Raw genomic sequence first — 24,412 nt, 5'->3', positions numbered from 1 at the left:
CGGTATGTGTGGGAACAGCGGGCTTCGCCCATTCCCGAGATCCGGACAGGCTGGCGTGCCTACGTCGAGGACGACACATGAACGCCATCGCCACCCCGACCGGGTTCTCCACACTGAATCCGTTCTTTGTCGTCCACGATGCCGACGGGCTGATGACCTTCCTGCGGGAGGCGTTCGGGGGCGCAGAGCACCTCGAGGCCCGTACTGTAGACATCGACGGTCTGTTGTTGCATGCCGAGCTCGAGATCGGCGGTACGACCTTGATGTTCGGCGAGCGAAAGCCGGGCTGGCCGTTCCTGCCGCAACTGACTCAGATCTACGTCGACAGCGTGGACAGCGTGCTCGCACGGGCCGTGCAGCGTGGCGCGCGGATCGTCACTCGGCCGACCGACTTTTTCGGCACGGTCTTTTCTCGGATGCGTGACCCGTGGGGCAACCTGTGGTGGGTGCACCAGCACGCCGAGGCCCCGGAGTTGGACTGGGATGGCGGTGGTGGCCGCGACCCGGGTGCCACCGAATGGTCCGACCCCGACCTCGCCCACATCCACCGAAGCCTCGTGGAGGCGATGCCGCGGCTGGACACCGAGCCCAGCGGCGAGCTCTCTCGAATCCGGGATGACGCAGGATCTTCTGCTGTCGATGTAGCGTGGCGCTGGTGAGCGATGCCGGAGATCGCGGGAGCAGTTCGAGTCGGGCAGGAGGGGCTGCTGCGACGCAGTTGGTGGCGGCGCGGGCCGGTGACGGCGATGCCTTCGGCCGTGTGGTGGGGCCGCTGCGGGATGAGCTCCGCGTCCACTGCTACCGGATGCTGGGGTCGGTCCATGACGCGGAGGATGCGGTCCAGGAGACCCTGGATCGGGCGTGGCGCAGCCTGAATCGCTTCGACGATCACGGGTCGATTCGGCCATGGCTGTACAAGATTGCGACGAACCGGTCGCTGACGATTATTGAGCGTCGGGGTCGGCGCGAGTTGCCCACGGATCTGAGTCCGGGCGGTGCGCCGCTGACCGAGGCGGCGTGGCTGGAGCCGTACCCCGATCGGCTGATGGATTGGACGGCGCGGCTGAGTCCCGAAGCCCGCGTCGTGGCGCGGGAGAACGTGGAGTTGGCGTTCGTCGCCGCCTTGCAGCATCTGTCGGCGTCACAGCGAGCGGTGCTGTTGCTGCGCGACGTGCTCGGCTACACCGCCGGTGAGGTCGCTGAGGTGTTGGGCACCACGGTGGCCGCGGTCAACAGCGCTCTGCAGCGGGCCCGCAAGGTCGTCGGGAAGCTGCGCCCCGAGCGCAGCCAACAGCAGACCTTGCAGACGCTCGGCGACGCGGAACAACGGAAGGTGGCCCGGCGGTACGTGACCGCCTGGGAGGCGGGTGACGTTGACGCGATCGTGGCGATGCTGACCGAGGACGCGCGGTACTCGATGCCGCCGCTGACCAGGTGGTACGCCGGCCCGGTAGACATCCGCGGGTTCCTGGTCGAGGCGGTGCCGCGGCGTCGCTGGCGGTTCGTGCCGGCGTGGGCGAACGGGCAGCTCGCGTTCGGCACCTACCTGTGGAGCGAGGAGCGGGGCGCGTACGTCCCGGCGGGTCTGGATGTGCTGACCCTGCGCGGGCGGAAGGTGGCCGAGGTGGTTTCGTTCCTGGACGCCGACTTCCCGACCTTCGGCCTGCCGGCCCAGCTGTGGGAAGAGAATTTTCTCGGCGCGCGATGATTTTGCGGACTGGCCCGGGTTGTAGTCCTGACGGACCCATCAACCCGGAAGGACCGAGCCGAGCATGGCTAGTAACGAGGAGCAGATCCGTACCCTGATCGAGCGCTGGGCCGAAGCGGTCCACCACGGCGATCTCACCGGAGTCCTTGCCGACCACACGCAGGACATCGTGATGTTCGACGTGCCGCCGCCGCAGCAGGGGGTGCGGGGTCTCGACGCCTACCGCGAGACCTGGCCACCATTCTTCCGTTGGCAGGCCCAGGGGGCCTCGTTCGATATCGAGTCGCTGGAGGTCACCGCGGGCGAGGATGTCGCCTTCGCGTACGCCCTGCTGCGCTGCGGCACCGAGCGTGACTTCGCCGACAATCCCGAAAACCGGCTGCGGCTGACGTTCGGTCTGCGCAAGCAGGCCGGCCGGTGGGTCATTGTTCACGAGCATCACTCGTTTCCGCTCACCGACGGGTCCACCGCGGCCGACCCCGCTCCGGACCAGGACCGCGCCGCCGCCGAGCAGGGCCACGCTGCCGCCGAGCAGGAGCATGCTGAGGCCGAACAGAAGCATGCTGAGGCCGAGCAGGAGTTGCGCCGGCTGCACCAACGCTGGTTCGCCAGCACCGCCGCCAAAGACCTCGACGGCCTGATGGCCCCCATCGCCGACGACGTCGTCTCCTACGAGCATGACCAGGTGCTGCAGTGCATCGGTGTCGAGGCTGTCCGCGAGGTCTGCAAAGCCGGGCTCGACGCGGCCGGCGACAGCCGCGTCACCTGGCACGTTCCCGACCTGAAAATCCTGGTCAACGGTGATCTCGCCGTCGCCTGGGGGCTTAACCACGTCGAGGTGTCCGCCGGCAGCCAGTCAGTGGACACCTGGTCCCGCGGGACCCGCATCTTCCAACGCCGGGACGGCGCCTGGCTGATGACCCACCAGCACCTCTCCTACCCCTTCGACCCGGTCACCGGCGCCGCCAGGACGGACCTACGCCCGTAACGTGAACGGCGCGGCCAGCCCGGCGGGCCCGAGCTCAGCGGGTCAAGACTAGAGCGGCCGGTCATTATTCTGACCGGTCGCTATAGTGGCTGTTATGGAGACCATACCGATCACCGAAGCTAAGGCTCGGATCGCCGAACTTGCCGACCGGGTCGCCCGAGAGCACGATCACTTCACAATCACCCGCAACGGCCGCGCCGACGTCATGCTGATCTCGGTAGCCGAGTACGAGTCGATGCGGGAAACGCTGGATCTGCTCTCCGACGATGAAGCCCTCGCCGACCTGCGTCAGTCGCGGGAGGATTTCGAGGCCGGCGACACGTTCTCGATGGATGAGGCTCGCGCGGAGCTGGAGCGGCGTCGGAGCAGGGCCGCCTGATGCCCCCACGAGGCATCAGAGCGGTGGACGACGGCACCGCCGAACCGTCCAGCTCCTACACGGTGATGTTCTCCCGACAGGCGCGGCGCAACCTGCACGAGGACCTGCCGTTGGAGGTGGCGATCGCGGCGACGGAGACCATCCAGCATGCGATCGCGATCAGCCCCTACCGTATTGGCAAGCCACTGGACGAACCCTTCGACGGCTTTCACTCCGCCCGCCGTGGCACGTACCGAATCATCTACCGGATCAACGAGGCCAAGAGAGTCGGGGAGATCCACTCGATCCGCCATCGGCGCGACGCCTACCGCTCGTAGGGCACGTATCGATCCGGCTGTACCCCGAGCTCGCCCCACCTCCTGTCTCAGCGGGTCAACAGCTGCCCTGGTTGCGCATGCTTCGGTGCGCAGCATCACCGTCGGGCCCAGGTTCAGCCCGGGCCCGTCCGCCGAGTGTGATCTCCGGCGTCAACGGCGTGTCCGCCTCGGCGGTGTCGACCTCCCGCACCACCCCCGCTGCTCGAACATCCCGGCTGACCAGAGCGAAGGCGGCGAGGTCGCGCGGGCGCCCGCGGAGGGTGAGTTGGGCTACCGGCACCCGCATCGACTGCTTCGCCTCGGACTTCGCCCGGCGGATGGCGGCAAGCACCTCGGCGGCGAGTCCGAGTAACTCCGTTCCGGCCTCGGTGGAACCGCTGGCGGCTGCGGAATCACCGACCTCGGCGGAGTGGGTGGGATCGCCGGGGCTGACGAGCTCCTGCCGGGCCGGCCACGACGCCCGGTGCACCGAACCCTCCTGCCACCACGACCAGGCTTCCTCGGTGACGAACGGCAGCATCGGCGCGAAGAGTCGCAGCAGCGTGTGCAGCGCCAGCGCGAGCGCGGCGTGGGCCGAACGGATGGCGGGATCGTCCGGCTCCCCGTACGCGCGCTCCTTGACCAACTCCAGGTAGTCGTCGCAGAACGACCAGAAGAACTGCTCCGTGCACTCGAGGGACCGGGTGTAGTCGTACTGGGCGAACCCCGAGGTGGCGGAGTCGACGACGGAGGCCAGGCGGGCCAGCATCGAACGGTCGAGCGGTTCGGTCACCTGCGCCACGTGGGGTGCCAACAACGTCGGGGAGCCGAACCGCAGCACGAACTTGGTGGCGTTCAGGATTTTGATGGCGAGTCGGCGGCCGATCTTCATCTGACCGGTGTCGAAGGCCGTGTCGGTGCCCGGCCGGCCGCTGACCGCCCAGTACCGGACGGCGTCGGAGCCGTACTCCTCCAGGAGAGCCATCGGCGTGACCGTGTTCCCCTTGGACTTCGACATCTTCTTGCGGTCCGGGTCCAGGATCCAGCCCGACAGCAGCGCGGTGTTCCACGGCAGGCGGTTGAACTCCTGGTGCGACCGGAGCACGGTGGCGAACAACCAGGTCCGGATGATTTCGTGCGCCTGCGGACGGAGGTCCATCGGGAAGACCCGGGCGAAGAGGTCGTCGTCGACCGTCCACCCGCCGGCGATCTCCGGGGTGAGCGAGGAGGTGGCCCAGGTGTCCATCACATCCGGGTCCGCCATGAAACCGCCCGGTCGGTTGCGCTGGGTCTCCTGGTAGCCGGTCGGGACGTCGCTGCTGGGGTCAACCGGCAGCGCCGCGTCGTCCGGCAGGATGGGGTGCTCGTAGTCGGGCTCGCCCGAGTCGTCGAGCGGGTACCAGACCGGGATCGGCACACCGAAGAAACGCTGCCGGCTGATGATCCAGTCCCCGGAGAGACCCTCGACCCAGTTCTCGTACCGGCTGCGCATGAACTCGGGGGACCAGGTCAGCTCGCGTCCCCGGCCGACCAGCGCGGCCCGCAGTGCGGTGTCCCGACCACCGTTGCGGACGTACCACTGTCGGGTGGTGACGATCTCGAGTGGCTTGTCGCCCTTCTCGTAGAACTTGACCGCCTGGGTGGTGGGGCGGGGCTCGGTCTCGAGATTCCCGGCGGCGCGCAGCAGCTCCACGATCTTCGCCTTCGCGGAGAACGCGGTCAGGCCGGCGAGCATCCGGTACGCCGCCACCGCGTCGGCGTTGACGACCCCGGGTGGTGGCTCGGGGAGCAGGCGGCCGTCGCGGCCCATCACGGGCCGGGTCGGTAGGGCCAGCTCCCGCCACCACAGCACGTCCGTCAGGTCGCCGAAGGTGCAGATCATCGCGATTCCGGAGCCCTTGTCCGGCTGAGCCAGCGGGTGCGCCCTGATCGGCACCGGGACACCGAAGAGCGGCGTGCCGGCGGTGCTGCCGAACAGATGTCGGTACCGTTCGTCATCCGGGTGGGCGACGAGCGCGACGCAGGCCGGCAGCAACTCGGGCCGGGTGGTCTCGACGTAGATCTTGTCTCCGGTCGCCGAGTGGAAGGCGAGCCGGTAGTAGTTTCCCTGGCGCTCGCGATCCTCCAACTCGGCCTGCGCGACGGCCGTGCGGAAGGTGACGTCCCAAAGGGTCGGGGCGTCCGCCAGGTACGCCTCACCCCGGCCCAGATTACAGAGGAAGGCCCGCTGGGAGATCGCCCGACTCCGGTCATCGATCGTCGAGTAGGTCAGGGACCAGTCGACGGAGAGGCCCAGGTGCCGCCAGAGGGCCGCGAACGCCTGCTCGTCCAGCTCGGTGAGGTTCCGGCACAGCCCGACGAAGTTACGCCGGGAGATCGGTTGCGGCCGGCTCGGGGGCTCGGCCGGTGGCGTGTAGCCCGGGTCGTACGGCAGGGAGGGGTCGCACCGCACCCCGTAGTAGTTCTGCACCCGCCGCTCGGTGGGCAGACCGTTGTCGTCCCATCCCATCGGATAGAACACCGCCCGGCCCCGCATCCGCTGGAATCTCGCGATGGCGTCGGCGTGGGTGTAGGAGAAGACGTGACCGACGTGCAGCGCCCCGCTGACCGTCGGCGGCGGGGTGTCGATCGAGTAGACCTCGTCCCGGGTTACCGAGCGGTCGAAGCGATAGGTGTCGTTCTGCTCCCATACCCGCGACCAGACCTGCTCGATGCCCTCGAGGGACGCCTTGGCCGGCACGGCTAAACGCTTCGTGGTGTTCTCGGTCACTGTCCGACTGTATGTCGTTGGTCCAGTGATTTCTGCACGCTGATCGGGTCGGCGACGGGGGAGCGGGTCCGGCAGGCTAGCGTCGAGGCGTGAGCACGCCGCGAGTACTGCCCGCTGACAGCGGTGTTGTCGAGGCCGCTGCCGTCCTGCGCGCCGGTGGTCTGGTGGCCCTGCCCACCGAGACGGTGTACGGCCTGGGCGCGAACGCACTGGACGCCCCGGCGGTGGCTCGGATCTTCGCGGCCAAGGCGCGGCCGAGCTTCGACCCGCTGATCAGTCACCTGGCTGAGGCGGCGGAGCTGGAGAAGCTGGTGGGTACGGTGCCGGCGGCGGTGGCGGTGCTGGCCGAGCGGTTCTGGCCCGGACCGCTGACGCTGATCGTGGACCGGCCGGCGGTGATCCCGCCGATCGTCACCTCCGGGCTGGAGACGATGGCGGTGCGGGTGCCGGACCACGCGGCGACGCGCGAGTTGATCGCAGCGGCCGGGGTGCCGGTGGCGGCACCGAGCGCGAACCGGTTCGGTCAGCTCAGCCCGACCCGGGCCGAGCATGTGGTGGCGGGGCTGGGGGCGGCCGTTGACGTGGTGCTCGACGGCGGGCCGACCCGGTGTGGGATCGAGTCGACGATCGTGGACGCGCGGGGCGACCGTCCGGTGGTGCTGCGGTTGGGCGCGCTGCCGGTGGAGTCGCTTCAGGAGACGGTCGGTCCGGTGCTGGTCCGGCCGGGCAGTTCGGGTCAGCCGGTGGCACCGGGGACGCTGGCGGCGCACTACGCCCCGCGTACGCGGCTGCGGTTTGTCACCGATGTCGAGCCGGCGGATGGGGGCGTGTCCCGGCGGGGGTTCCTGGGCTTCCGCGGCTGCCCGGTGGGGGACTGGGCGGCGGTGGAGGTGCTGTCCAGCAGGGGCGACCTGACCGAGGCGGCGGCCCGGTTGTTCGACGCGCTGCATCGACTGGACGGGGCCGGGGTGGACGAGATCCTGGTGGAACCGGTGCCCGAGGTGGGGGTGGGCCGGGCGATCAACGACCGGTTGCGCCGCGCCGCCGCGACCTGGACGTAGCCGCTAGCTGCATTGCCCCCGGTGGCGGAGGCGGGCGAGCAGGTCGGGCAGGTCCACCCCGGGGCGGGGTGGGGCCGGTAGCTGCTCCACCAGGCGGGCGACCGTGCCGTTGGCGAGGGCGGCGCCGGCCGCGGAGCCGGTGGCGATCGTCCAGCCGATCGGGCCGAGCGGGGTGCAGCCGAAGAAGTGGCTGAGGCCGGGCGTCTGCACGACCAGTACGAGTACCCCCACCGAGCCGGCGGTGGTGAGCAGGACGCCGCGGGTGGTGCCGCCGGCCAGCAGGGTCTGGCCGAGCTGGGTGCCGATCAGCGACACCAGGGCTACCGTGCCGGCCCGGCGGGGTGACGCCGCCGCCCACCGGGACAGCACCCAGCCGGCGGTGGCACCGAGCGCGGTGGAGGTGGCGCGGACGCCGAGTTCCCGGTTGAGGGTGGCGCCGAGGGAGGTGTCTGGCCCTTCCCGGAGCAGGTTCTCGCTCTGCTCCGGCGGGGGTGGCCGGACCGCCACGGCCAGGGCGGGGGCCAGATCGGTGAGTAGGTTGACGAGCAGCAGTTGCCGGCCGTTGAGCGCGGATCGGCCGTCAGCGGCGGCGGTGACGATGCTGAACGCGATCTCGCCGAGGTTGCCGCCGAACAGGATGCTCAGCGCGTGCCGGACCGACGACCACATGGCCCGCCCTTCGGCGAGGGTGGCGATGATGGTCTCCAGCCGGTCGTCCAGGACCACCAGGTCGGCCGCCGCGCGAGCCGCGGGGGTGCCGCGCTGTCCAAGGGCGATGCCGACGTCGGCGAGGCGGATGGCGGGTGCGTCGTTGGCGCCGTCGCCGGTCATCGCCACGGTACGACCACAGGTCCGGAGCGCCTGAATCATCCGTACCTTGTGGGCTGGGGTGCACCGGGCCACGATGTCGGTGGTGACCAGGCGGGCTGCCAGCGCCTCGTCGTCGAGGTCCACGAGGTCGTTGGCGGTCGCCACCCGTTGCCCATCACCGGGGCTGATCACCGAGGCGATCGCCTCGGCGGTGGCCGGATGGTCACCGGTGATCATGATCGTGTGCACCCCCGCCCGGCGGATGCTCTCCACCGCCGGCGCGGCGTTGGCCCGGATCCCGTCGGCCAGCGCGAGGATGCCGACGAAGGTCAGGTCCTGGACGTCGTCGTCAGCGATGGACTCGTCGGGCACGACCCGTTCGGCGAGGGCCAGCACCCGTTGGCCGGCCCCGGCATGCCGGAGTAGCTCCTGCTGGACCGCCTCCCGGGTCGCGTCGTCCAACGGCGCCACCCCGGCCTCGGTCCGCCGATTCTGGCAGCGGGGCAGGACGGTCTCCGGGGCACCCTTGACGCTGAGGACCAGGCCGGCATCGCAGGTGCCGACGGTGGCGTGGTAGCCACGGGACGGTTCGAAGGGAAGCCCGCCGGCGGGACACCAGTCCTCGGCGCCGGTCTGGTCCACCGTGTTGGTCTCCTGGGCTGCCCGGCGGATCGCCCGGTCGGCCTGCTCGGGAAGCTGTTCCGGGTCCTCGGCGTCCGGAGTGGCGCGCAGTGCGACCGCGAGGATCATGCGGAGGTGGTCGTCGAGCCGGTCAACGGTGGCGCACCGAGTACCGTCGCCGACTCCGGAGAGCACCAGCCGGCCCTCGGTCAGGGTGCCGGTCTTGTCGAAGCAGAGTACGTCCACGCGCCCCAACGCCTCGATCGTGCGAGGGTTACGCACCAGGGCGCCGCGTTCGGCCAGACGCCGGGCCGCCGCTAGCTGCGCGGCGCTGACCAGGAACGGCAACCCCTCGGGCACCGACGCGACGGCCAGGTTCGCGGCCGTTGAGGCGGTCTCCGCCAGCGGTACGCCGCGCGCGACGCCGGCACCGGCGACCGCGACGGCGGATCCGAGCGCGAGCGGTATCGCCGAGCCGGTGAGCCCGCCGAGTCGCGCCTCGACGCCGCCGCTGGGTCGGGCCTGCCGGGCGAGGCTGAGGCTGCGACCGGCCTCCGTGTCGGTACCGGTGGCGACAACCACCCCCTGACCGTGACCGGCGGCGACGGTGGTGCCTTCGTACAGCATCGAATGGCGGTCGGCGATGTCGGACGCAGCCACCGGTCGGTCGGTCTTGCCAACCGGCAACGACTCACCGGTGAGCGAGGACTCGTCTGCCTCCAGCCCCGTGGCCTCGAGGATCCGGCAGTCGGCCGGTACGGCGTCACCGGGTTCCAGGATGATCACGTCGCCGGGGACCAGGTCGTCGGCGGGTAGCCGCTGCTCGGCGCCGCCCCGCCGGACCCGGGCGGTGACCGCGGTACGGGACAGTAACTCGGCCAGCGACCGTTCGGTGTTGCGTTGATGTACCGCCCCGACCAGGGCGGATCCGCCTACCACCCCGCTGACCAGGGCGGCGTCGACCAGGGAGCCGAACGACGCGGACAGCACCGCCCCGGCGGCGAGGACCGGGGTCAACGGGTTGGCCAGCTCGTCCAGGAAGGCGCGGAGCAGGGTCGGAGTCGGGCCGCCGTCGGCGACCTGGCCGGAGTGTCGGCGGTCGGCCTCCGTCGGATCCAACCCGTCGAAGCTGCTACCCAACTCGTCGAGGACGGTTCCCACCGGCATCAGATGCCACGGGACCGCCGTCCGCCCGGCCGGGGCCTCAGTCGGTTTGGGTAGGTGGTGGGCCCGCCACACGCCGTGGGCGAACGCCAACGCCGCCGTCCCGTTGACCGCGGCCTGGGTCCGGTCCGGAAGCTGTTCGCGGGCGGCGGTGAGTGCGGACAGCGTACCGAGACCGGCGCCCCCGAGCCCCAGCCGGATGTTCTGCCTCGTCATCCGGCGGGCCACCCCAGCTGCCTCGACCACCAGCGCGGCGGCCCCGAGGTCGGTTCCGACCAGTAGGTGCGCGCCCCAGGGGGGCAGCTCCTCGTCGATGGTCAGGCCGAGACCGCAGTCGGCTGCCGCGAGCGCCCCCCGGGCACCGGAGAGCAGCATTACGACCGCGCCGTCGCGTTGCAGCTGGCGTACGGTTTCGGTGAGCTGGACGCCGCCGGCGAGGACGATGTCGGCGAAGTCGTACCGGCCCGGGTCGTCGTCCGCCACGACCAGCCGCAACCCCGCGCGTCGAGCGGCGGCCGGCAGGAGGTCCACGTCGGGGGTCGGCTCGGCCTCGACCCGCAGCAGCGCGACGAGCCGACCGCCGTGTGCCAGGCCGAGGAGTCGGCCGCCGGAGGCGCGAAGCCGGTCGCTGTGCAGGGTGTCGCCCGGGCTCGCCGCCTCTAGGCGGTCCAGCGGGCCGAGAACCCAGCCGTCGCCGTGCTGGACCGCCGTCGGCTGATCCGGGTCGAAGAGGGCGAACGCCCGCGCACCCACCTCGCCCAGCTCCGCGTCGCCCAGTGGCGCCAGGTCGCTGAGGAGGCCGCGGTCGGAGCCGAGGATCGTGGCGTCCAGCACCAGTGTGTCGATCCGGTCGAGTTCGCGGAGCGCGCGGCGGTCCATGGCGACGACGCCGCGCCGCGCGAGCAGGCTACCGAGCTGTGCGGCGTACCCCTCTCGGCCGGCGCCGCTGGCCTTCGGCAGCGTGGCGAGGCCGAGTGCGGCGGCACGTTTCGGACCGGCCACCGGGGTCGCGGCGGCGGCTGCTGCCGCGCCGGCGTGGAGCATCCGGAGTACGTACTTCTCAGCCGGCCCATCCGGCTTCGGGCAGGGTCGTTCGGCGGGCAGGACGGGTGCAGCGGCCCGGCCCGGGGCGCCCGTGAGTCGGGGTTCGGCCGCTGTCCACGCGGCGAGTTGGGCCCGTGCCTCGCCCCACTGCACCACCCGCTGGAGGCTGTCCAGGACGATGCCGGTCCAGCCGCCCGCGAGGCCCTGCGCCACCGCCTCGGCCAGCGGGAAGAGGAGGTCGGCACGCGGGTCGGCGCGTACTCCCCGGTCGGCGAGGGCGTGCAGTCTCGGGTGTAGGTCAATCGCGTTGAGGAGGCCGGCGACCTCCCCCGGCACCGGGGTGAAGGGCAGGATCCGGGTGGCGGCGGAGAGCGTCAGACCGAGCGCGTCGGAGGCGAGGGCGCCGAGCGTACGGGGGGTGCGGGGGCCCTCCTCCGGGGGGTGCGGCGGTGGGATCTCCGGGTCTGGTTCGTGCGGGCTGACGCGTTCGGCGCGGGCCACGGTGGCGATCAGATCGCGCAGTCGCGGCTCGGGGGAACCAACGGCGACCACCACCCGCCCCGAGGGGGCGTTCACCCGGGCCCAGCTCACCCCGGGTACGCGTTCCAGCGCCGCTTCGACCTGTCGGGCGAGCTGCTCCCCGCCGTCCTGACAGACACCGTGTACCTCGATGTGGTGTCGGCCGTGGCGGGACCAGACCCGGCGGCGGGTCAGCCCGGTGAGCCGCGCGGCCCGGGCAGCGGCTGATCCGAGGCCGCGGGCCGTCTGCCCCATCAGCTCTGGCACGGCCGGTACGCGCACGCTGCCAGCGACGCGTCCCAGCGGGATCATCGAGGCGTACGGCGGTATTCGTATCGGCGCGATTCCCCGGTGTCGCTCTTCCCGTACGCCATCCCGCCTCCCACGCCGTGTGTCCCGGCGGTCTGGCTTCCCGCCCGGCCGTCCGTTATGCCCCTGAGTAGCGGTGAAGTTCTACCGGTCAGGCCGGCATGGCGGGCGCCGACGGTGGAAGACCAGGGCGGTCACCGCCGTTTCTGGGAGGTCGAGATGAGTATGTTGACCCGGGATCTCAGTGGGAGTCGGGACATGGTCCGGACGTTCACCCGCCGAGTGGAGGTGCCGGTACTGGGGGAGGTGGCCATCCCGCCGCCGGACAAGCTGGCGTACTACGCGGGGGTGGGTCTGCTCACCCTGTTGCAGGTCATCGAGTGGCCGGTGGCGTTGGTGGTAACCGCTGGTCACGTGCTCGCCGACCAGCATCTGTCCGGGCTGGCCAAGGGGCTTGGGGAGGCGATGGAGACCGCCTGATCGCCTTGGCGGGGTGCACCCGGCGACCCTCGGTTTTCCCGGGCCGGGTCGGGGTGGGTGGGCGCTGGACACGTATGGGGGAACCCGTCTGCGGCCACCGCCCCGCCCGGTTCGGACAGACCTACGGTGGCTTCATGTTCGCCCTGGTCACCACCGTGGTTCTGTACGTCGGAGGGTTCATCTTCCTGTACGGAGTGATCCGCCTCGCGATCCGGCACTCCCTGGAGGAGGTGGAGGTACGTCGGATCGAGGCCCAGCGGGCCGAGGAGTTGGCTGCCCACCGGGATCGGGCCCTGTTGGAGAGGAAGGGCTACGTCGCCGGGAGTTGACCTGGTGGTAGCGGCACCCGCGCCACCGGGCGGCGGGGTTTGTCAATGTTGTTGCACGTGAAACATCAGGGCGGTCGATGTCCGGGGCGGTCGCCGGGTGTACTTCATCAGGCACCGGTCGCCAGGTGCCGCTGGGCCTCGGTCAAGGCGGCGAGCAGAGCTGACGAATCCTGTGCGCCGCTCACCGCGTACCGGCCGGCGAGAACGAAGGTCGGCACGCTCGTGATGCCGAGTTCCCGCGCGGTGGCCAGCCGGGCGCGGACCTCGGCTACCTGCCCGTCGGATTCGAGGAAGGTGTGGGCTGCCGCGGCGTCCAGGCCGACCTCGCCCGCGATCGTGGCCAGAGCCGGTCGGGAGCCGATGTCGACGCCGTCGCGGAAGTGGGCCCGGTGTAGCGCCTCGACCGTCTCGGCGGCCCGGTCCCGCTCGGTCGCCCAGGCGACCATCCGATGCGCGTCGAAGGTGTTCGCCGCGAGCGCACGGTCGAAGTCGAACTCGATGCCGTCTCCGGCGGCGGCCCGCGTGACCTGGTCCGCCATCTGCCGTGCGCGCTCCCGGCCACCGAACTTCGCGCCCAGCGCGTCCAGTAGCGGCAGCGGCTCGGGTACCGGCGCCGGGTCGAGCTGGAACGGTCGGTAGCTGACGGTCACGGCGCCGTCGTAGGACGCGAGCGCCCGCTCCAACCGGCGCTTGCCCAGATAACACCAGGGGCAGACCAGGTCGCTGTAGATTTCGATCTCCATAACCGAAGGCAACCCGGGAGTCAGCCCGTCTGTTCCCGGACCTGACGTTTGAGTCGGGCCAGCACCGCGGTGCCGCCCCGGATCCGTAGCGGACTCACCGCCTGGGCCAGCCCCATCCGCTGGTACAGGTCGTCGGGGACGGCCAGCACCTGCGCCGGCCGAGCGCCGGCGAGCCCTTCGGCGAGGATGCCCGCGAAGGCGCGGGTGGTGGCGGCCTCGGGCGGGCAGTCGAAGATGGTCTCGACGCTGCCCTCCGGAGTCACCCGGGCGCGTAGGAAGAGTGCCGTCTGGCACTCCGGGACCGGCTCCAGCTCCGCGCGACCGGGGTGCCCGGACGGCAACGGCCCGATGGCGTCGGCGTATTCCAGCAGCAGTTCCAGCACGATGTCACGGGGTGCCGTGGCGAACTCGTCCACGATCTCGACCAGCCGGGGAGGCATCTCGGGCATCCCGCCAGGCTACCGTCGGGTCGCCTCCACCCCACGGCGGCGGCTCGTGTTCGCGCTATGGCGGCGGGTCGTGTTCGCGTTATGGCAGCGGGGCCTGTCCGGTGAGTTGGCCGAGCGCCGACTGGGGGTCGAGCCGCAGGGCGAGGTCACCGAGGGAGACGATGCCGACCAGCTTTCGCTCGTTGTCGCAGACCAGTACTCGCCGCACGCCCCGTTCCCGCATGAGGGCCGCCGCCTCGCCCGCGGTGCAGTTCTGTTCGATCATCACCACCTCACGGCTGATGATCGAGCCAATGGTGGTCTGGGCTGGGTCGCTCCGCTGGGCGACGGCCCGGACCACGATGTCCCGGTCGGTGAGTACTCCGGCGAGCGTGGCGCCGTCGGTCGCGACCACGTCCCCGATGTCGGCCTCTTTCATCACCCGTGCAGCCTCGTCCAGAGTGGTCTCCAACGGCAGGTAGATGACCTGCTTCGTCATCACGTCACTGACCCGGAAACTGGTCATGGGACTCCTTTGGCAGCGATCCAGCCCGTTCGGGACGCGGTTCCCCGTTTCTCCCTTACTACACTTACCTCTGCGGTCACCCCTTCGACCAGAGGCTTTCCGACTCGGCACCGCCTCGATGTCACCCGGCTCCGGCCCGGGGGCACCCCGAGAAGCACCATTGGTGAGAAACTATCGCTTCTCAGGCGGGGCTCGCCGCTACCGGAGGCGGAGACACGGGTCCTTCCCTACCCTGGAGGGTGTAGTGGGCTGGCGCAGCTTTGTGGCGGTCGGGGACAGCTTCACCGAGGGCCTGAACGACACGTACTCGGATGGCGGCTTTCGGGGCTGGGCCGACCTGGTGGCCACCCGGCTCGCCGCGGAAGCCGGGTCTGATTTCCGGTACGCGAACCTCGCTGTTCGCGGCCGGCTCTTTCCTCGGGTGGTGGACGAGCAGGTTCCCGCCGCGTTGGCGATGCAGCCGGATCTGATCAGTTTCGCGGCGGGTGGGAACGACGTGCTGCGGCGAAGCTTCGACCCGGATGTCCTGATCGCGCGCTTCAACGACGTGGTGGGGCGGCTACGCGCTGGCGGGGCCGACGTGCTCCTGTTCCGTTTCGCCGACGTGATGGCCCGCCTACCCGGGCAGCGGCTGGTCTCCCCTCGGGTGCAGTTACTCAACCAGGCGGTTGGTGACACGGCGGAACGGCATGGCGCGATCCTGGTCGACCTGTACGCCGACGACACGTACCTGAATCCGATGCTGTGGAGCACCGATCGGTTGCACCTCTCCTCGGCCGGGCACCGGCGGGTGGCTGCCCAGGTGCTGACCGCGCTGGGGGTCAGCTGTGCCGAGGAATGGTTGCTGGTCCCCGAACGTCCGCTGCCCCGGCCGTGGCTGACGGCCCGCACCGACGACCTCCGTTGGGCCACCCAGCACCTGGCACCCTGGCTGACGCGTCGCCTCACCGGTCGCAGCTCTGGCGACACGGTCACCGCCAAACGCCCCGATCTGACCCCGTTGAAGGGCTGACCGGCTTCGCTCCGCCCAGGGCCCACCGCGCCTGGTTCTGTCCCGGCCGTGTTTCGGGAATCCGGGGCACGGCCCCGACCGCTGCGGGCGGTGGAGTCTGCGGACTACGCTTTCCCCGTGACGGTGCAGCAGTCGCCCAGAGCGGCGAACGGCGATACGGGCAGTGGCCGGCGTCGGTCCCGTAAGAACGAGATCCTCGAGATCGCGGTCGGGCTGTTTGCCGCCCGGGGCTACCACGGTGTGTCGATGGATGACATCGGCGCTGCCGCCGGGGTGACCGGTCCGGCGCTCTACCACCACTTCGCTGGCAAGGAGGCGATGCTGGTCGCCGCGTTGACCCCGGTCAGCGAAGGGCTGCTCACCGGCGGCCGGGAGCGGGCGGCGACCCATCCGGACGACCCTCGCGCCGCGTTAGAGTCGCTGATCGACTTCCATGTCGACTTCGCGCTGGCCCAACCGGCGGTGATCGCCCTGCACCTGCACGAGCTGGACCGACTACCTGACCAACCGCGTCGCCGGATCCGTCGGCTCCAGCGGCTGTACGTCGAGGAGTGGGTCAGCGTGCTGACCGCGTCGCACCCGGGCCTGCCCGACAATGAGGCGCGGGTGCTGGCCCACGCCGCCTTTGGCCTGATGAATTCGACCCCGTTCCTCGGTGGCGTGGTGGACCGGCAGCGCCGAGCCGAGCTGCTCCGAGCCGCGACACTGGCCGCGCTGTTGGCACCGACAGCGCGTTGAGCACTGGCCCCAAGCCCGAGCCTGCCCCAGGCCGGATCGAGGGGCTGTGCCGCACACTGACTCGTCAGTAACCGGGGCGGCATGGTTCCCTAGCTTCCGTTCAACCCCCGGGACGCTGGAGGAAACATGATCGAGTCACTGCTGGTCGTCAATAGGGGCGAGATCGCCCGCCGGATCATCCGGACCGCGAAGCGGCTCGGTGTCCGGGCGGTGGCGGTGCACTCGGAGGCGGACGCCGGCCTGCCGTTTGTGACCGAGGCCGACCAGGCGGTCTGTGTCGGTCCGGCGAATCCGGCGCAGAGTTACCGGAACGTCGAGGCTGTCCTCGCCGCCGCCAAGTCGACCGGCGTGCAGGCGATTCACCCCGGCTACGGCTTCCTGTCGGAGAACGCCGACTTCGCCCAGGCCGTCGCGGCGAGTGGTCTGCTCTGGGTCGGGCCCGGTCCGGACGCGATCACCGCGATGGGTGACAAAATCAACGCCCGAAATCTGATGGTGGCGGCCGGGGTGCCGGTCGCGCCGGGCACCACGGAACCGGCGGCGGACCTTGCCGCGGCGGTCAACGCGGCGGCAGAGATCGGCTACCCGGTGATGGTCAAGGCCGCCGCTGGCGGTGGCGGCATGGGCATGGGAGTCGCGAACGACGAGACCGCGCTCCGTACCGAGTACGACAAGGTGCGCGCGTTCGCCGAGCGGATGTTCGGGGACGGGTCCGTCCTGATCGAACGGTATTTCCCCCGGGTGCGCCACGTCGAGGTGCAGATTCTCGGCTTGGCGGACGGCCGGGTGGTGGCGCTCGGCGAGCGCGAGTGCTCGGTGCAGCGACGGAACCAGAAGTTGGTCGAGGAGTCCCCCTCCCCGGCGGTCACCCCGGAGCTTCGGTCGCGTCTTCTGGCCGCGGCGGTGCGGGCGGGCGAGGCGGTCGGCTACCGCAACGCCGGCACGGTCGAATGCCTGCTCGCCCCCGGCACCGGCGAGTTCTTCTTCCTGGAGATGAACACGCGACTGCAGGTCGAGCACCCGGTCACCGAGCTGGTCTACGGGGTTGACCTGGTCGAGGAGCAGCTGCGGGTGGCCGCCGGGCTGCCGCCGACGTTCGACCCGGATACGTTGACCCCGCGCGGGCACGCGATTGAGCTGCGGGTCAACGCCGAGGACCCGAAGCGTTTCCTGCCTGGGCCGGGGGCGATCACCACCTGGACCGAACCGACCGGCGAGGGCATCCGCGTCGATTCGGGGTATGTCGCCGGCAACACGGTGACCCCGTTCTACGACAGCCTGATGGCCAAGCTGGTCGTCAGTGGTGCGGACCGCGCCGAAGCGATCAGTCGGGCGCGGGCCGCGGTGGCGCAGTTCCAGCTGGCAGGGCCGAAGAACAACCTGCCCTTCTTCGCCGAGCTGTTGGACAACCCGGAGTTCCTCTCCGGCGACTACGACACCGGCATCGTCTCCCGCATGCGCTGACCGTGGCTGCTCGGACGCGCGGAGGGTATTCGCTTTGATGTGTGACCCCGGGGTCGAGGTACTGATCCCGGGGTCAAGCGTTGATGTGGCGTCGGGTTCGGTCCGGCGGCGTGGGTGACATGCTGGGGGAGTCGGACCAGAGCGCGTCACAGTGAGGTGGCCCATGGGTAACATGCCGGGATTCGTGGCTATTCGGGAGGTTGGGCCGCGCGACGGTCTCCAGAACGAGGAGCCGATTCCGACCGAGGCGAAGGTGCGACTGCTCGATGCGCTCTCCCGGACCGGGGTTGGGCGGATCGAAGCGGTGTCCTTTGTGCACCCAAAGGCGATTCCACAGATGGCCGACGCCGACGAGGTGTGGCGGCGGGCGGAGCGGACCGAAGGGGTGCGCTACTCGGCGCTGGTGCCGAACACCCGCGGTGCCCAGCGCGCGTTGGCTGCCGGGTTCACCGAGATCGAGGTGGTGGTCTCCGCCAGCGACACCCACAACCGGGGCAACGTCAACCGCTCCACCGATGAGTCGCTGGACGACATCGCCGAGTTGGTCGAGTTGCTTCACAACGCCGGTGCTCGGGCGGAGGTCATCGTCGCGACCAGCTTCGGCTGCCCGTACGAGGGGGACATTGACCCCGTTCGAGTGGCCGGGATCGTGGAGCGGGTGGTGCGCGACGGCGCCGACCGGGTGGCGTTCGGCGATACCACCGGCATGGCGACGCCCCGCCGGGTCCGTGAGTTGGTGACGGCCGTACGTGATCGTGACGCACACGTACCGGTGCTGCTGCACTTCCACAACACCCGCGGCACCGCCCTGGCGAACCTGTTGACCGCCGTCGAGCTGGGGGTTACCGAGTTCGATGCGAGCGTCGGGGGGCTGGGTGGCTGCCCGTACGCGCCCGGGGCCAGCGGCAACCTGGCTACCGAGGAGGCCGTGCACCTGCTGCATGACATGGGTATCGACACCGGCATCGACTTGGCCGCCTTGGTCGAGGTCGCCGAACTGGCCGAGGAGTTGGTCGGCCGAAGCCTGCCCAGCGGCGTGCTCCGGGCTGGCCCGCGGACCCGGCTGACTCCCTCGCCTGCCTGACTCCCTCGCCTGCCTGATGCCCCCGCCTGAATAAGCCCCTGGCCTGGCTGGCTTCCGCGCCGGGCTGGCTCGCACCGCCCGCCGTGGGCCGGGTGTTGCCGTGGGGTCAGGCGTCGGTGTCCCGAATCCGCCTGGAGCGGGCAGGCAAATGGTGGGCGCGGTACGCTACCCTAACGATCGTTCAGGTAGGTTCGGCGGTGCGCGCGAGTGCGCGCCGGACCGGGAGCGGCGGCACAGGAGGAGTCGGCGTGATGCTCGATGGTGAGGCGCTGGAACAGCTACGGAAGCGGGCCCGGGCCGGTGGCGCGGACAAATACCATGCGGCGAATGCGGCGAAGGGCAAGCTCTTCGCCCGGGAACGGGTCGCGCTCCTGGTTGACGAGGGGTCGTTGGTCGAGGACGGGCTCTATGCCAACGCGCTGGCCGAAGGGCTGCCCGCCGACGGCGTGATCACCGGAACCGCCACCATCGACGGCCGCCCGGTCTGTGTGCTGGCCAACGACTCCACGGTCAAGGCGGGCAGCTGGGGAGCAAGGACGGTCGAAAAGATCATCCGGATCATCGAGCGGGCCTACGCGACCAAGGTTCCGATGGTCTACCTGGTCGATTCGGCCGGTGCCCGGATCACCGATCAGGTGGATCTGTTCCCCGGCCGGCGTGGCGCCGGAAAGATCTTTTGGAACCAGGTCCGCGCGTCTGGCTCGATCCCCCAGGTCTGCGCGCTCTTCGGACCGAGCGCGGCCGGTGGGGCGTACATCCCGGCCTTCTGCGACGTGGTCGCGATGGTCGAGGGAAACGCCAGCATGTACCTGGGCTCGGACCGGATGGTCGAAATGGTCACCGGAGAGCAGACCACGCTGGAGGCGATGGGCGGGGCCCGGGTGCACTGCGCCGAGTCCGGCGTCGGGCACTTCCTCTGCCGGAGTGAGGCCGACGCGCTTGACGTTGTGCGGCGCTACCTGTCATACCTGCCGACAAACTGGACGCAGGAGCCGCCGTCGGCACCCGCCGTCGATGCGCCGGCGAAGGCCGATCTGGCGGCGCTGGTGCCGGCCAGCGAGCGGCAGGCGTTCGATCTGCGTCGGTACGCGAAGGGGCTGCTCGACCAGGGGAGTTTCTTCGAGATCCAGGCGCTGTGGGCCAAGGAGTTGACCATCGGCTTTGGTCGGCTCAACGGCGAGGTCGTTGGCGTGGTCGGCAACAACTCGATGTTCAAGGGGGGCGTGCTCTTCGTGGACTCGGCCGACAAGGCGACGCGGTTCGTGCAGCTCTGTGACGCGTTCAACGTGCCGCTGCTGTTCCTCTCCGACGTACCCGGGTTCATGGTCGGCAGCGCGGTGGAGAAGCAGGGCATCATTCGGCACGGCGCAAAAATGATCACTGCGATCTCCGAGGCGACCGTACCGAAGATCTGCGTGGTGGTGCGCAAGGCATACGGCGCTGGCCTGTACGCGATGGCCGGCCCCGGGTTCGAGCCGGACGCCACGATCGCCCTGCCGACCGCGAAGATCGCCGTGATGGGTGCGGAGGCGGCGGTGAACGCGGTCTACGCCAACAAGATCGGGGCCATCGGGGACGAGGGCGAACGGGCGGCCTTCGTCGCCGCCCGGCGCGAGGAGTACGAGCAGGACATCGACATCGTCCGGCTCGCCAGCGAACTGGTGGTTGACGCGATCGTGGAACCACCCGAGCTGCGAGGCGAGCTGATTCGCCGGTTCGCCGCCGCCCGCAGCAAGGATCGCCACTTCGCCACCCGCCGGCACGGCGTCACCCCCGTCTGACCCGGCCGCCCCGGCGTCACCCCCGTCTGACCCGGCCGCCCCGGCGTCACGAGCGTCGGGTGGCCCATCCCCCAACAGGAGGAATCCATGGACTTTCGGCTCACCGAGGAGCATGAGGCGCTGCGGACGAGCGTCCGCGACTTCGCCCGTGCGGTGGTTGCTCCGGTCATCGCCGACCACTACGAGCAGCACACCTTCCCGTACGACGTCATTCGCCAGATGGGAAAGATGGGCCTGTTCGGCCTCCCCTTTCCGGAGGAGCACGGCGGCATGGGGGGCGACTACTTCGCGCTCTGCCTGGTGCTGGAGGAACTTGCCCGGATCGACTCCAGCGTGGCGATCACGCTCGAGGCGGCGGTCTCGCTCGGTGCGATGCCCATCTACCGGTTCGGCACGGATGAGCAGCGGGCGCAGTGGCTGCCGCGGCTACTCAACGGCACGGCACTGGCCGCGTTCGGGCTGACTGAGCCGGGCTTCGGCTCGGACGCCGGGGGAACCCAGACCCGGGCGGTACTCGATGAGTCGACGGACGAGTGGGTGATCAACGGGTCGAAGGCGTTCATCACCAACTCCGGGACCGACATCACCGAGCTGGTCACCGTCGCGGCGGTCACCGGTACCAGGCCGGACGGCTCGAAGGAGCTGTCCACAATCATGGTGCCGACCGGAACCCCCGGCTTCACCGTGGCCCCGGGATACTCCAAGGTGGGCTGGACGGCCTCCGACACGCACGAGCTGACCTTCGATGACTGCCGGGTGCCGGCGGGAAACCTGCTCGGCGAGCGGGGCCGAGGCTTCGCGCAGTTCCTGCGGATTCTCGACGAGGGACGGATCGCGATCGCCGCCCTCGCCGTCGGCTTGGCCCAGGGCTGTGTGGACGAGTCGGTCCGGTATGCGAAGGAACGGCACGCCTTCGGCCGTCCGATCGGGGCCAACCAGGCGATTCAATTCAAGATTGCGGACATGGAGCTGCGGGTGCACACCGCCCGGCTGGCCTATTATGACGCCGCGGCGCGGATGCTCGCCGGAGAACCGTTCAAGCGCCAGGCGGCCATCGCCAAGCTGTACGCCAGCACCATCGCGGTGGACAACGCTCGGGACGCCACCCAGATCCACGGCGGATACGGCTTCATGAACGAGTTTCCGGTGGCCCGATTCTGGCGGGACGCCAAGATTCTGGAGATCGGTGAGGGTACCTCCGAGGTGCAGCGTATGATCATTGCCCGGGAACTGGGGCTGTAGCCGGGAACTGGGCTGTGGCCGGCAGCGCGTGTCTTGTCGCCGGAACCACGCATGGCATCGCTGTCGGGTATCCGTAGGGTGCGTCAATAGGACGACGAGGGCCTGTCGGCAATCGTCGTTGATCCGTACCCTTCCTGGCCATGAGTCCGGAGGACGACTATTCGCGGTGGTCCGGCGGCCCGATGGGGCTGCCCGACCTACTCCGCGGACATCGGCTTGCCGCCGGCCTGACCCAGGTCGAACTGGCGGGTCGGGCCGGTATCGGGGTCCGAACCGTTCGGGACGTGGAGCGGGGCCGTTCGTCGCGACCCCAGCGGACCACCGTCGAACTGCTAGCGACCGCCCTTGGGCTGGCCGGGGCAGCGCGGTCCACCTTCGTCGCCGCCCGACAGCTGCCGACGCCCCGGTATCCGGAGTCCGAGTCAGGGTTCTACGTCGGCCCGGACGGCATGGTACGGCCGACCGCGCTGCCCCCGGCCCCCGAGCTGATCGGTCGGGAGCGTGACGTGGCCGAGCTGGTCGGGATGCTCAGTGGGGAGCCGGCAGCCCGGCTGGTCAGCCTGGTCGGATTGGCGGGAGTCGGCAAGACGGCGCTGGCGCTGTCAGTGGCCCACGCGGCTACCGGGCAGCTCCCGGGTGGGGTAACCGGGGTCCTAACCGGGGAGGGAACGGATGTCGCGGAGTTGCTTGCCGCCTCGGCGGCGGCCTTCGGAGTAGCTCGCCTCCCCGAGTTGGCCACCCGCCTCGCCGGCCAGCCGGCACTGCTGCTTGTGGACGCCGTGGAGCGGGCTCCTGGCCCGGTCGCCGAAGCCGTGCACCAGCTGGCGACCGCGGTGCCGTCCCTGTGGGTGCTGGTCACCGGTAGACACCCGGTCGGGCTCCGCGGTGAGCGGGTCCGGCCGGTGGCCCCGCTCGATACGCCACCACCGGACCGCGACGAGGCTGGCCTGGCGGCCCTCGCCCAGTATCCGGCGGTGGCGCTGTTTACCGCCCGACTCGAGCTGGTCCGACCGAACCCGCCGGCGGCGGCGGAGCTGCCGGCGCTGGCCCGGCTGGTCCGCCGCCTCGGTGGCCTTCCGTTGGCGATCGAGCTGATGGCGGCGCGCGGGCACCTCCTCGACCTCAACGAGTTGCTCGACCGGTATGGCGATCGGGTTCTCGATCTGGCGACGGTTTCCGGTGCAGCCGAGCGGCCGGGCTGGAACGCTGCTGATCCGGGCCCGGCGCAGCGGACGCCCGCAGCGGTCGTCGAGACGCTGCGGGACGCCGTTGCCACCAGCTATCTCCTGCTCACCCCCGCGGAGCGGGCTGCCCTGCGGCGGCTCGCCATCTTCGGTAACCGCTGGTCGATCACGTTGGCCGAGGAGATGCTCGGAATCGGCGCCGAACCGGGGGGCAGGGCGCTGGTCGTTGACCCGGTTGGGCTGCTGGATCGACTCCGGGAGCTGGGTCTACTCAGCATCCTGGGGGTGAGGCCGTTCCGATTCCGGCTGCTCGACGCGGTTCGGGAGTTCGCCGTCGAGCAGGCTGCCGGCGCGGGTGAACTCACCCTGGCCCGGCGTCAACATGCGCGGGTCATGGCCCGGCTGGTCGCCGAGACGGCTCCGTACCTGGTTGGCGCGGACCTGACGGCGGCGGTGCACCGACTGGATGATGTGGGCGGGGACATCAGCTCCGCACTCGGGCATGCCGCTGTCGACGAACCGGTGACCGCGCTGGGCCTGGCGGCCGGACTCGTTCGGTGGTGGCGCTTTCGCGGGCGCGACGTGGCCGGCCGGCAGTGGCTGCGCCGGTTGCTGGCGGATCCGCGTACCGCTGACGCTTCCCCCGTCCTGCGGGCGTGGGCGTTGCTGGGCGTGGCCCGGTTGGCCGCGGAGCACGGCGCTGGGGCGGAGGAACTGCCGGCTGCCCGCGCGGCACTCGCCGCCTTCCAGTCGGCCGGCGAGGTCGCTGGTGAGCTGGAGGCCCGTACCGTTCTGGGCAGGTTGTTCACCGGCACCGGCGACCACGATGAGGCGCGGGGGCAGGCCGAGGCGGTACTGGCGCTGGCCACCCGGAACGGGCGGATCCGGGATATGACGGTGGCGCAGAACAACCTGGCCTGGCACGGGATCCGGGTCGGTGACCTTGCCACTGCTCGGCGCCGGTTGGCTGCGGCCGATCGCCTCGCGGCCCAGTGCGGGGAGCGGCGGCTACGAGTACTCGCGATGGCCAATCTGGCGGAGGTCACGCGCCTTGAGGGTCGGTACGACATGGCCGTCGATCAGGGGCGGAGGACGCTGGCGGCGTTGACGGCGCTGGGTGACCCGGGGCACCACCGGCGGGTGCTGGGCACGGTCGGGCTGGCGTTGGCACAGGACGATCGCGTGGCGGAGGCGACCGAGGTGCTGGCCGAGCTGCGGCTCGGGGGACCGGCGGCGGGTCTGAGCTGGATTCCAGCGGACGGGATCTGCGGGTTGATCGAGGGAACGCTGGCGTTGCGCCGGGGCGATCGTGAGGTGGCGGCCGAGTGGTTCGCCGTCGCTGCCGAGGCGGGAGCCAACAGTCAGGACCGCCGCGACCTGGTGGAGGCGCTGGTGGGGCTGGCCGCCAGCACGGCGGAACCGGCCGTGCTGGATCGGCTGGATGCGGTCTGTCGGGTCAGTGGGATCTGCCTGCTGCCGCCGGAGGTGGAGGCTTTGGCTGCGGCTACCCGTCGGCCGTGAGCCGTTGTCGGGGTTGCCGGGTGAACAGGTCCCGGGAGCGGCGCGAGCGAGAGCCCCCTCTGTTACCCCTCGCTCGTCGCCCGCGCCTCCCCCGGGTGCATCCCCCGTTGATTGGAGCTTAGTTGGCGGGGAAACGTCAGCTGACCAACTTGCCCAACAATAAGCATGTTCTCGAGCAGTTCTGCCGCTCTTTCTGCCGGTGGTGTTCGCT

At 70.4% G+C, this 24,412-nt stretch carries 19 protein-coding genes and 1 pseudogene; 15 read left to right on the top strand and 5 right to left on the bottom strand.

The genetic code is table 11. The annotated features are described in order from the left end of the window. Positions 1-77 precede the first annotated feature (77 nt). The 5 genes from T398_RS10305 to T398_RS10285 all read left to right on the top strand — a co-directional run bounded on the left by T398_RS10305 (position 78) and on the right by T398_RS10285 (position 3,392). Positions 78-659, top strand: a complete 582-nt coding sequence (locus tag T398_RS10305) for a VOC family protein (RefSeq protein ID WP_496446143.1) — start codon at positions 78-80, stop codon at positions 657-659. A 62-nt stretch (positions 660-721) separates the two neighbouring features. Continuing rightward, positions 722-1,708 (top strand): sigma-70 family RNA polymerase sigma factor, encoded by a 987-nt coding sequence (locus T398_RS10300; protein WP_496446361.1) that lies wholly within the window; start codon positions 722-724, stop codon positions 1,706-1,708. A 64-nt stretch (positions 1,709-1,772) separates the two neighbouring features. Beyond that, entirely contained in the window at positions 1,773-2,696 is a 924-nt protein-coding gene (locus T398_RS10295) for a YybH family protein (RefSeq protein ID WP_496446142.1), read from the top strand. 94 nt (positions 2,697-2,790) lie between these two features. Further along, positions 2,791-3,075: a type II toxin-antitoxin system Phd/YefM family antitoxin gene (locus T398_RS10290; protein ID WP_496446140.1), complete on the top strand. Its 285-nt coding sequence runs from the start codon at positions 2,791-2,793 to the stop codon at positions 3,073-3,075. A gap of 23 nt (positions 3,076-3,098) precedes the next feature. Beyond that, positions 3,099-3,392: a type II toxin-antitoxin system RelE family toxin gene (locus T398_RS10285; protein WP_496446139.1), complete on the top strand. Its 294-nt coding sequence runs from the start codon at positions 3,099-3,101 to the stop codon at positions 3,390-3,392. Between the two features lie 130 nt (positions 3,393-3,522). Here the strand turns inward: T398_RS10285 and valS are convergent. After that, positions 3,523-6,111 (bottom strand): annotated as a pseudogene (valS, locus tag T398_RS10280) (valine--tRNA ligase); the annotation flags it as partial. 137 nt (positions 6,112-6,248) lie between these two features. Between valS and T398_RS10275 the strand changes: the two are divergent. Then, a complete protein-coding gene (locus T398_RS10275; protein ID WP_496446360.1) occupies positions 6,249-7,202 on the top strand; it encodes an L-threonylcarbamoyladenylate synthase in 954 nt (317 codons plus the stop codon). 3 nt (positions 7,203-7,205) lie between these two features. Here the strand turns inward: T398_RS10275 and T398_RS10270 are convergent, their stop codons facing one another. Continuing rightward, positions 7,206-11,672: a cation-translocating P-type ATPase gene (locus T398_RS10270; RefSeq protein WP_496446137.1), complete on the bottom strand. Its 4,467-nt coding sequence runs from the start codon at positions 11,670-11,672 to the stop codon at positions 7,206-7,208. A 117-nt stretch (positions 11,673-11,789) separates the two neighbouring features. Here T398_RS10270 and T398_RS10265 point away from each other — a divergent pair, with 117 nt between their 5' ends. Then, positions 11,790-12,149 carry a hypothetical protein gene (locus T398_RS10265; RefSeq protein ID WP_496446358.1) on the top strand — a complete coding sequence of 120 codons (360 nt, stop codon included), beginning with the start codon at positions 11,790-11,792 and terminating at the stop codon, positions 12,147-12,149. 134 nt (positions 12,150-12,283) lie between these two features. Next, positions 12,284-12,478 carry a hypothetical protein gene (locus T398_RS10260; RefSeq protein ID WP_496446135.1) on the top strand — a complete coding sequence of 65 codons (195 nt, stop codon included), beginning with the start codon at positions 12,284-12,286 and terminating at the stop codon, positions 12,476-12,478. 107 nt (positions 12,479-12,585) lie between these two features. On the opposite strand, the gene T398_RS10255 is transcribed toward T398_RS10260, so the two are convergent. From T398_RS10255 to T398_RS10245, 3 genes are all read right to left on the bottom strand, one after another. Further along, entirely contained in the window at positions 12,586-13,221 is a 636-nt protein-coding gene (locus tag T398_RS10255; protein ID WP_496446133.1) for a DsbA family oxidoreductase, read from the bottom strand. A 20-nt stretch (positions 13,222-13,241) separates the two neighbouring features. Continuing rightward, the gene (locus T398_RS10250; protein WP_496446132.1) at positions 13,242-13,670 is read right to left on the bottom strand and encodes a SufE family protein; all 429 of its coding nucleotides are present in this window, start codon (positions 13,668-13,670) and stop codon (positions 13,242-13,244) included. Between the two features lie 79 nt (positions 13,671-13,749). Continuing rightward, positions 13,750-14,175: a CBS domain-containing protein gene (locus T398_RS10245; protein ID WP_496446130.1), complete on the bottom strand. Its 426-nt coding sequence runs from the start codon at positions 14,173-14,175 to the stop codon at positions 13,750-13,752. A gap of 244 nt (positions 14,176-14,419) precedes the next feature. On the opposite strand from T398_RS10245, the gene T398_RS10240 reads away from it, so the two are divergent. The 7 genes from T398_RS10240 to T398_RS10210 all read left to right on the top strand — a co-directional run bounded on the left by T398_RS10240 (position 14,420) and on the right by T398_RS10210 (position 24,201). Then, positions 14,420-15,187, top strand: a complete 768-nt coding sequence (locus T398_RS10240; RefSeq protein ID WP_496446128.1) for an SGNH/GDSL hydrolase family protein — start codon at positions 14,420-14,422, stop codon at positions 15,185-15,187. Between the two features lie 117 nt (positions 15,188-15,304). After that, a complete protein-coding gene (locus tag T398_RS10235; RefSeq protein WP_496446126.1) occupies positions 15,305-15,925 on the top strand; it encodes a TetR/AcrR family transcriptional regulator in 621 nt (206 codons plus the stop codon). Between the two features lie 126 nt (positions 15,926-16,051). Next, complete coding sequence (locus T398_RS10230; RefSeq protein ID WP_496446125.1) at positions 16,052-17,389, top strand: acetyl-CoA carboxylase biotin carboxylase subunit; 1,338 nt, start codon at positions 16,052-16,054, stop codon at positions 17,387-17,389. A gap of 172 nt (positions 17,390-17,561) precedes the next feature. After that, entirely contained in the window at positions 17,562-18,473 is a 912-nt protein-coding gene (locus tag T398_RS10225; protein ID WP_496446356.1) for a hydroxymethylglutaryl-CoA lyase, read from the top strand. A gap of 248 nt (positions 18,474-18,721) precedes the next feature. Further along, complete coding sequence (locus tag T398_RS10220; protein ID WP_496446123.1) at positions 18,722-20,254, top strand: acyl-CoA carboxylase subunit beta; 1,533 nt, start codon at positions 18,722-18,724, stop codon at positions 20,252-20,254. A gap of 87 nt (positions 20,255-20,341) precedes the next feature. Then, a complete protein-coding gene (locus tag T398_RS10215; RefSeq protein ID WP_496446121.1) occupies positions 20,342-21,496 on the top strand; it encodes an acyl-CoA dehydrogenase family protein in 1,155 nt (384 codons plus the stop codon). 140 nt (positions 21,497-21,636) lie between these two features. After that, on the top strand, positions 21,637-24,201 hold the full coding sequence (locus T398_RS10210; protein WP_496446120.1) for an ATP-binding protein: 2,565 nt from the start codon (positions 21,637-21,639) through the stop codon (positions 24,199-24,201). Positions 24,202-24,412 lie beyond the last annotated feature (211 nt).

Source organism: Salinispora goodfellowii, from assembly GCF_059570675.1.
This window is presented reverse-complemented; position numbering and strand designations above follow the sequence as displayed.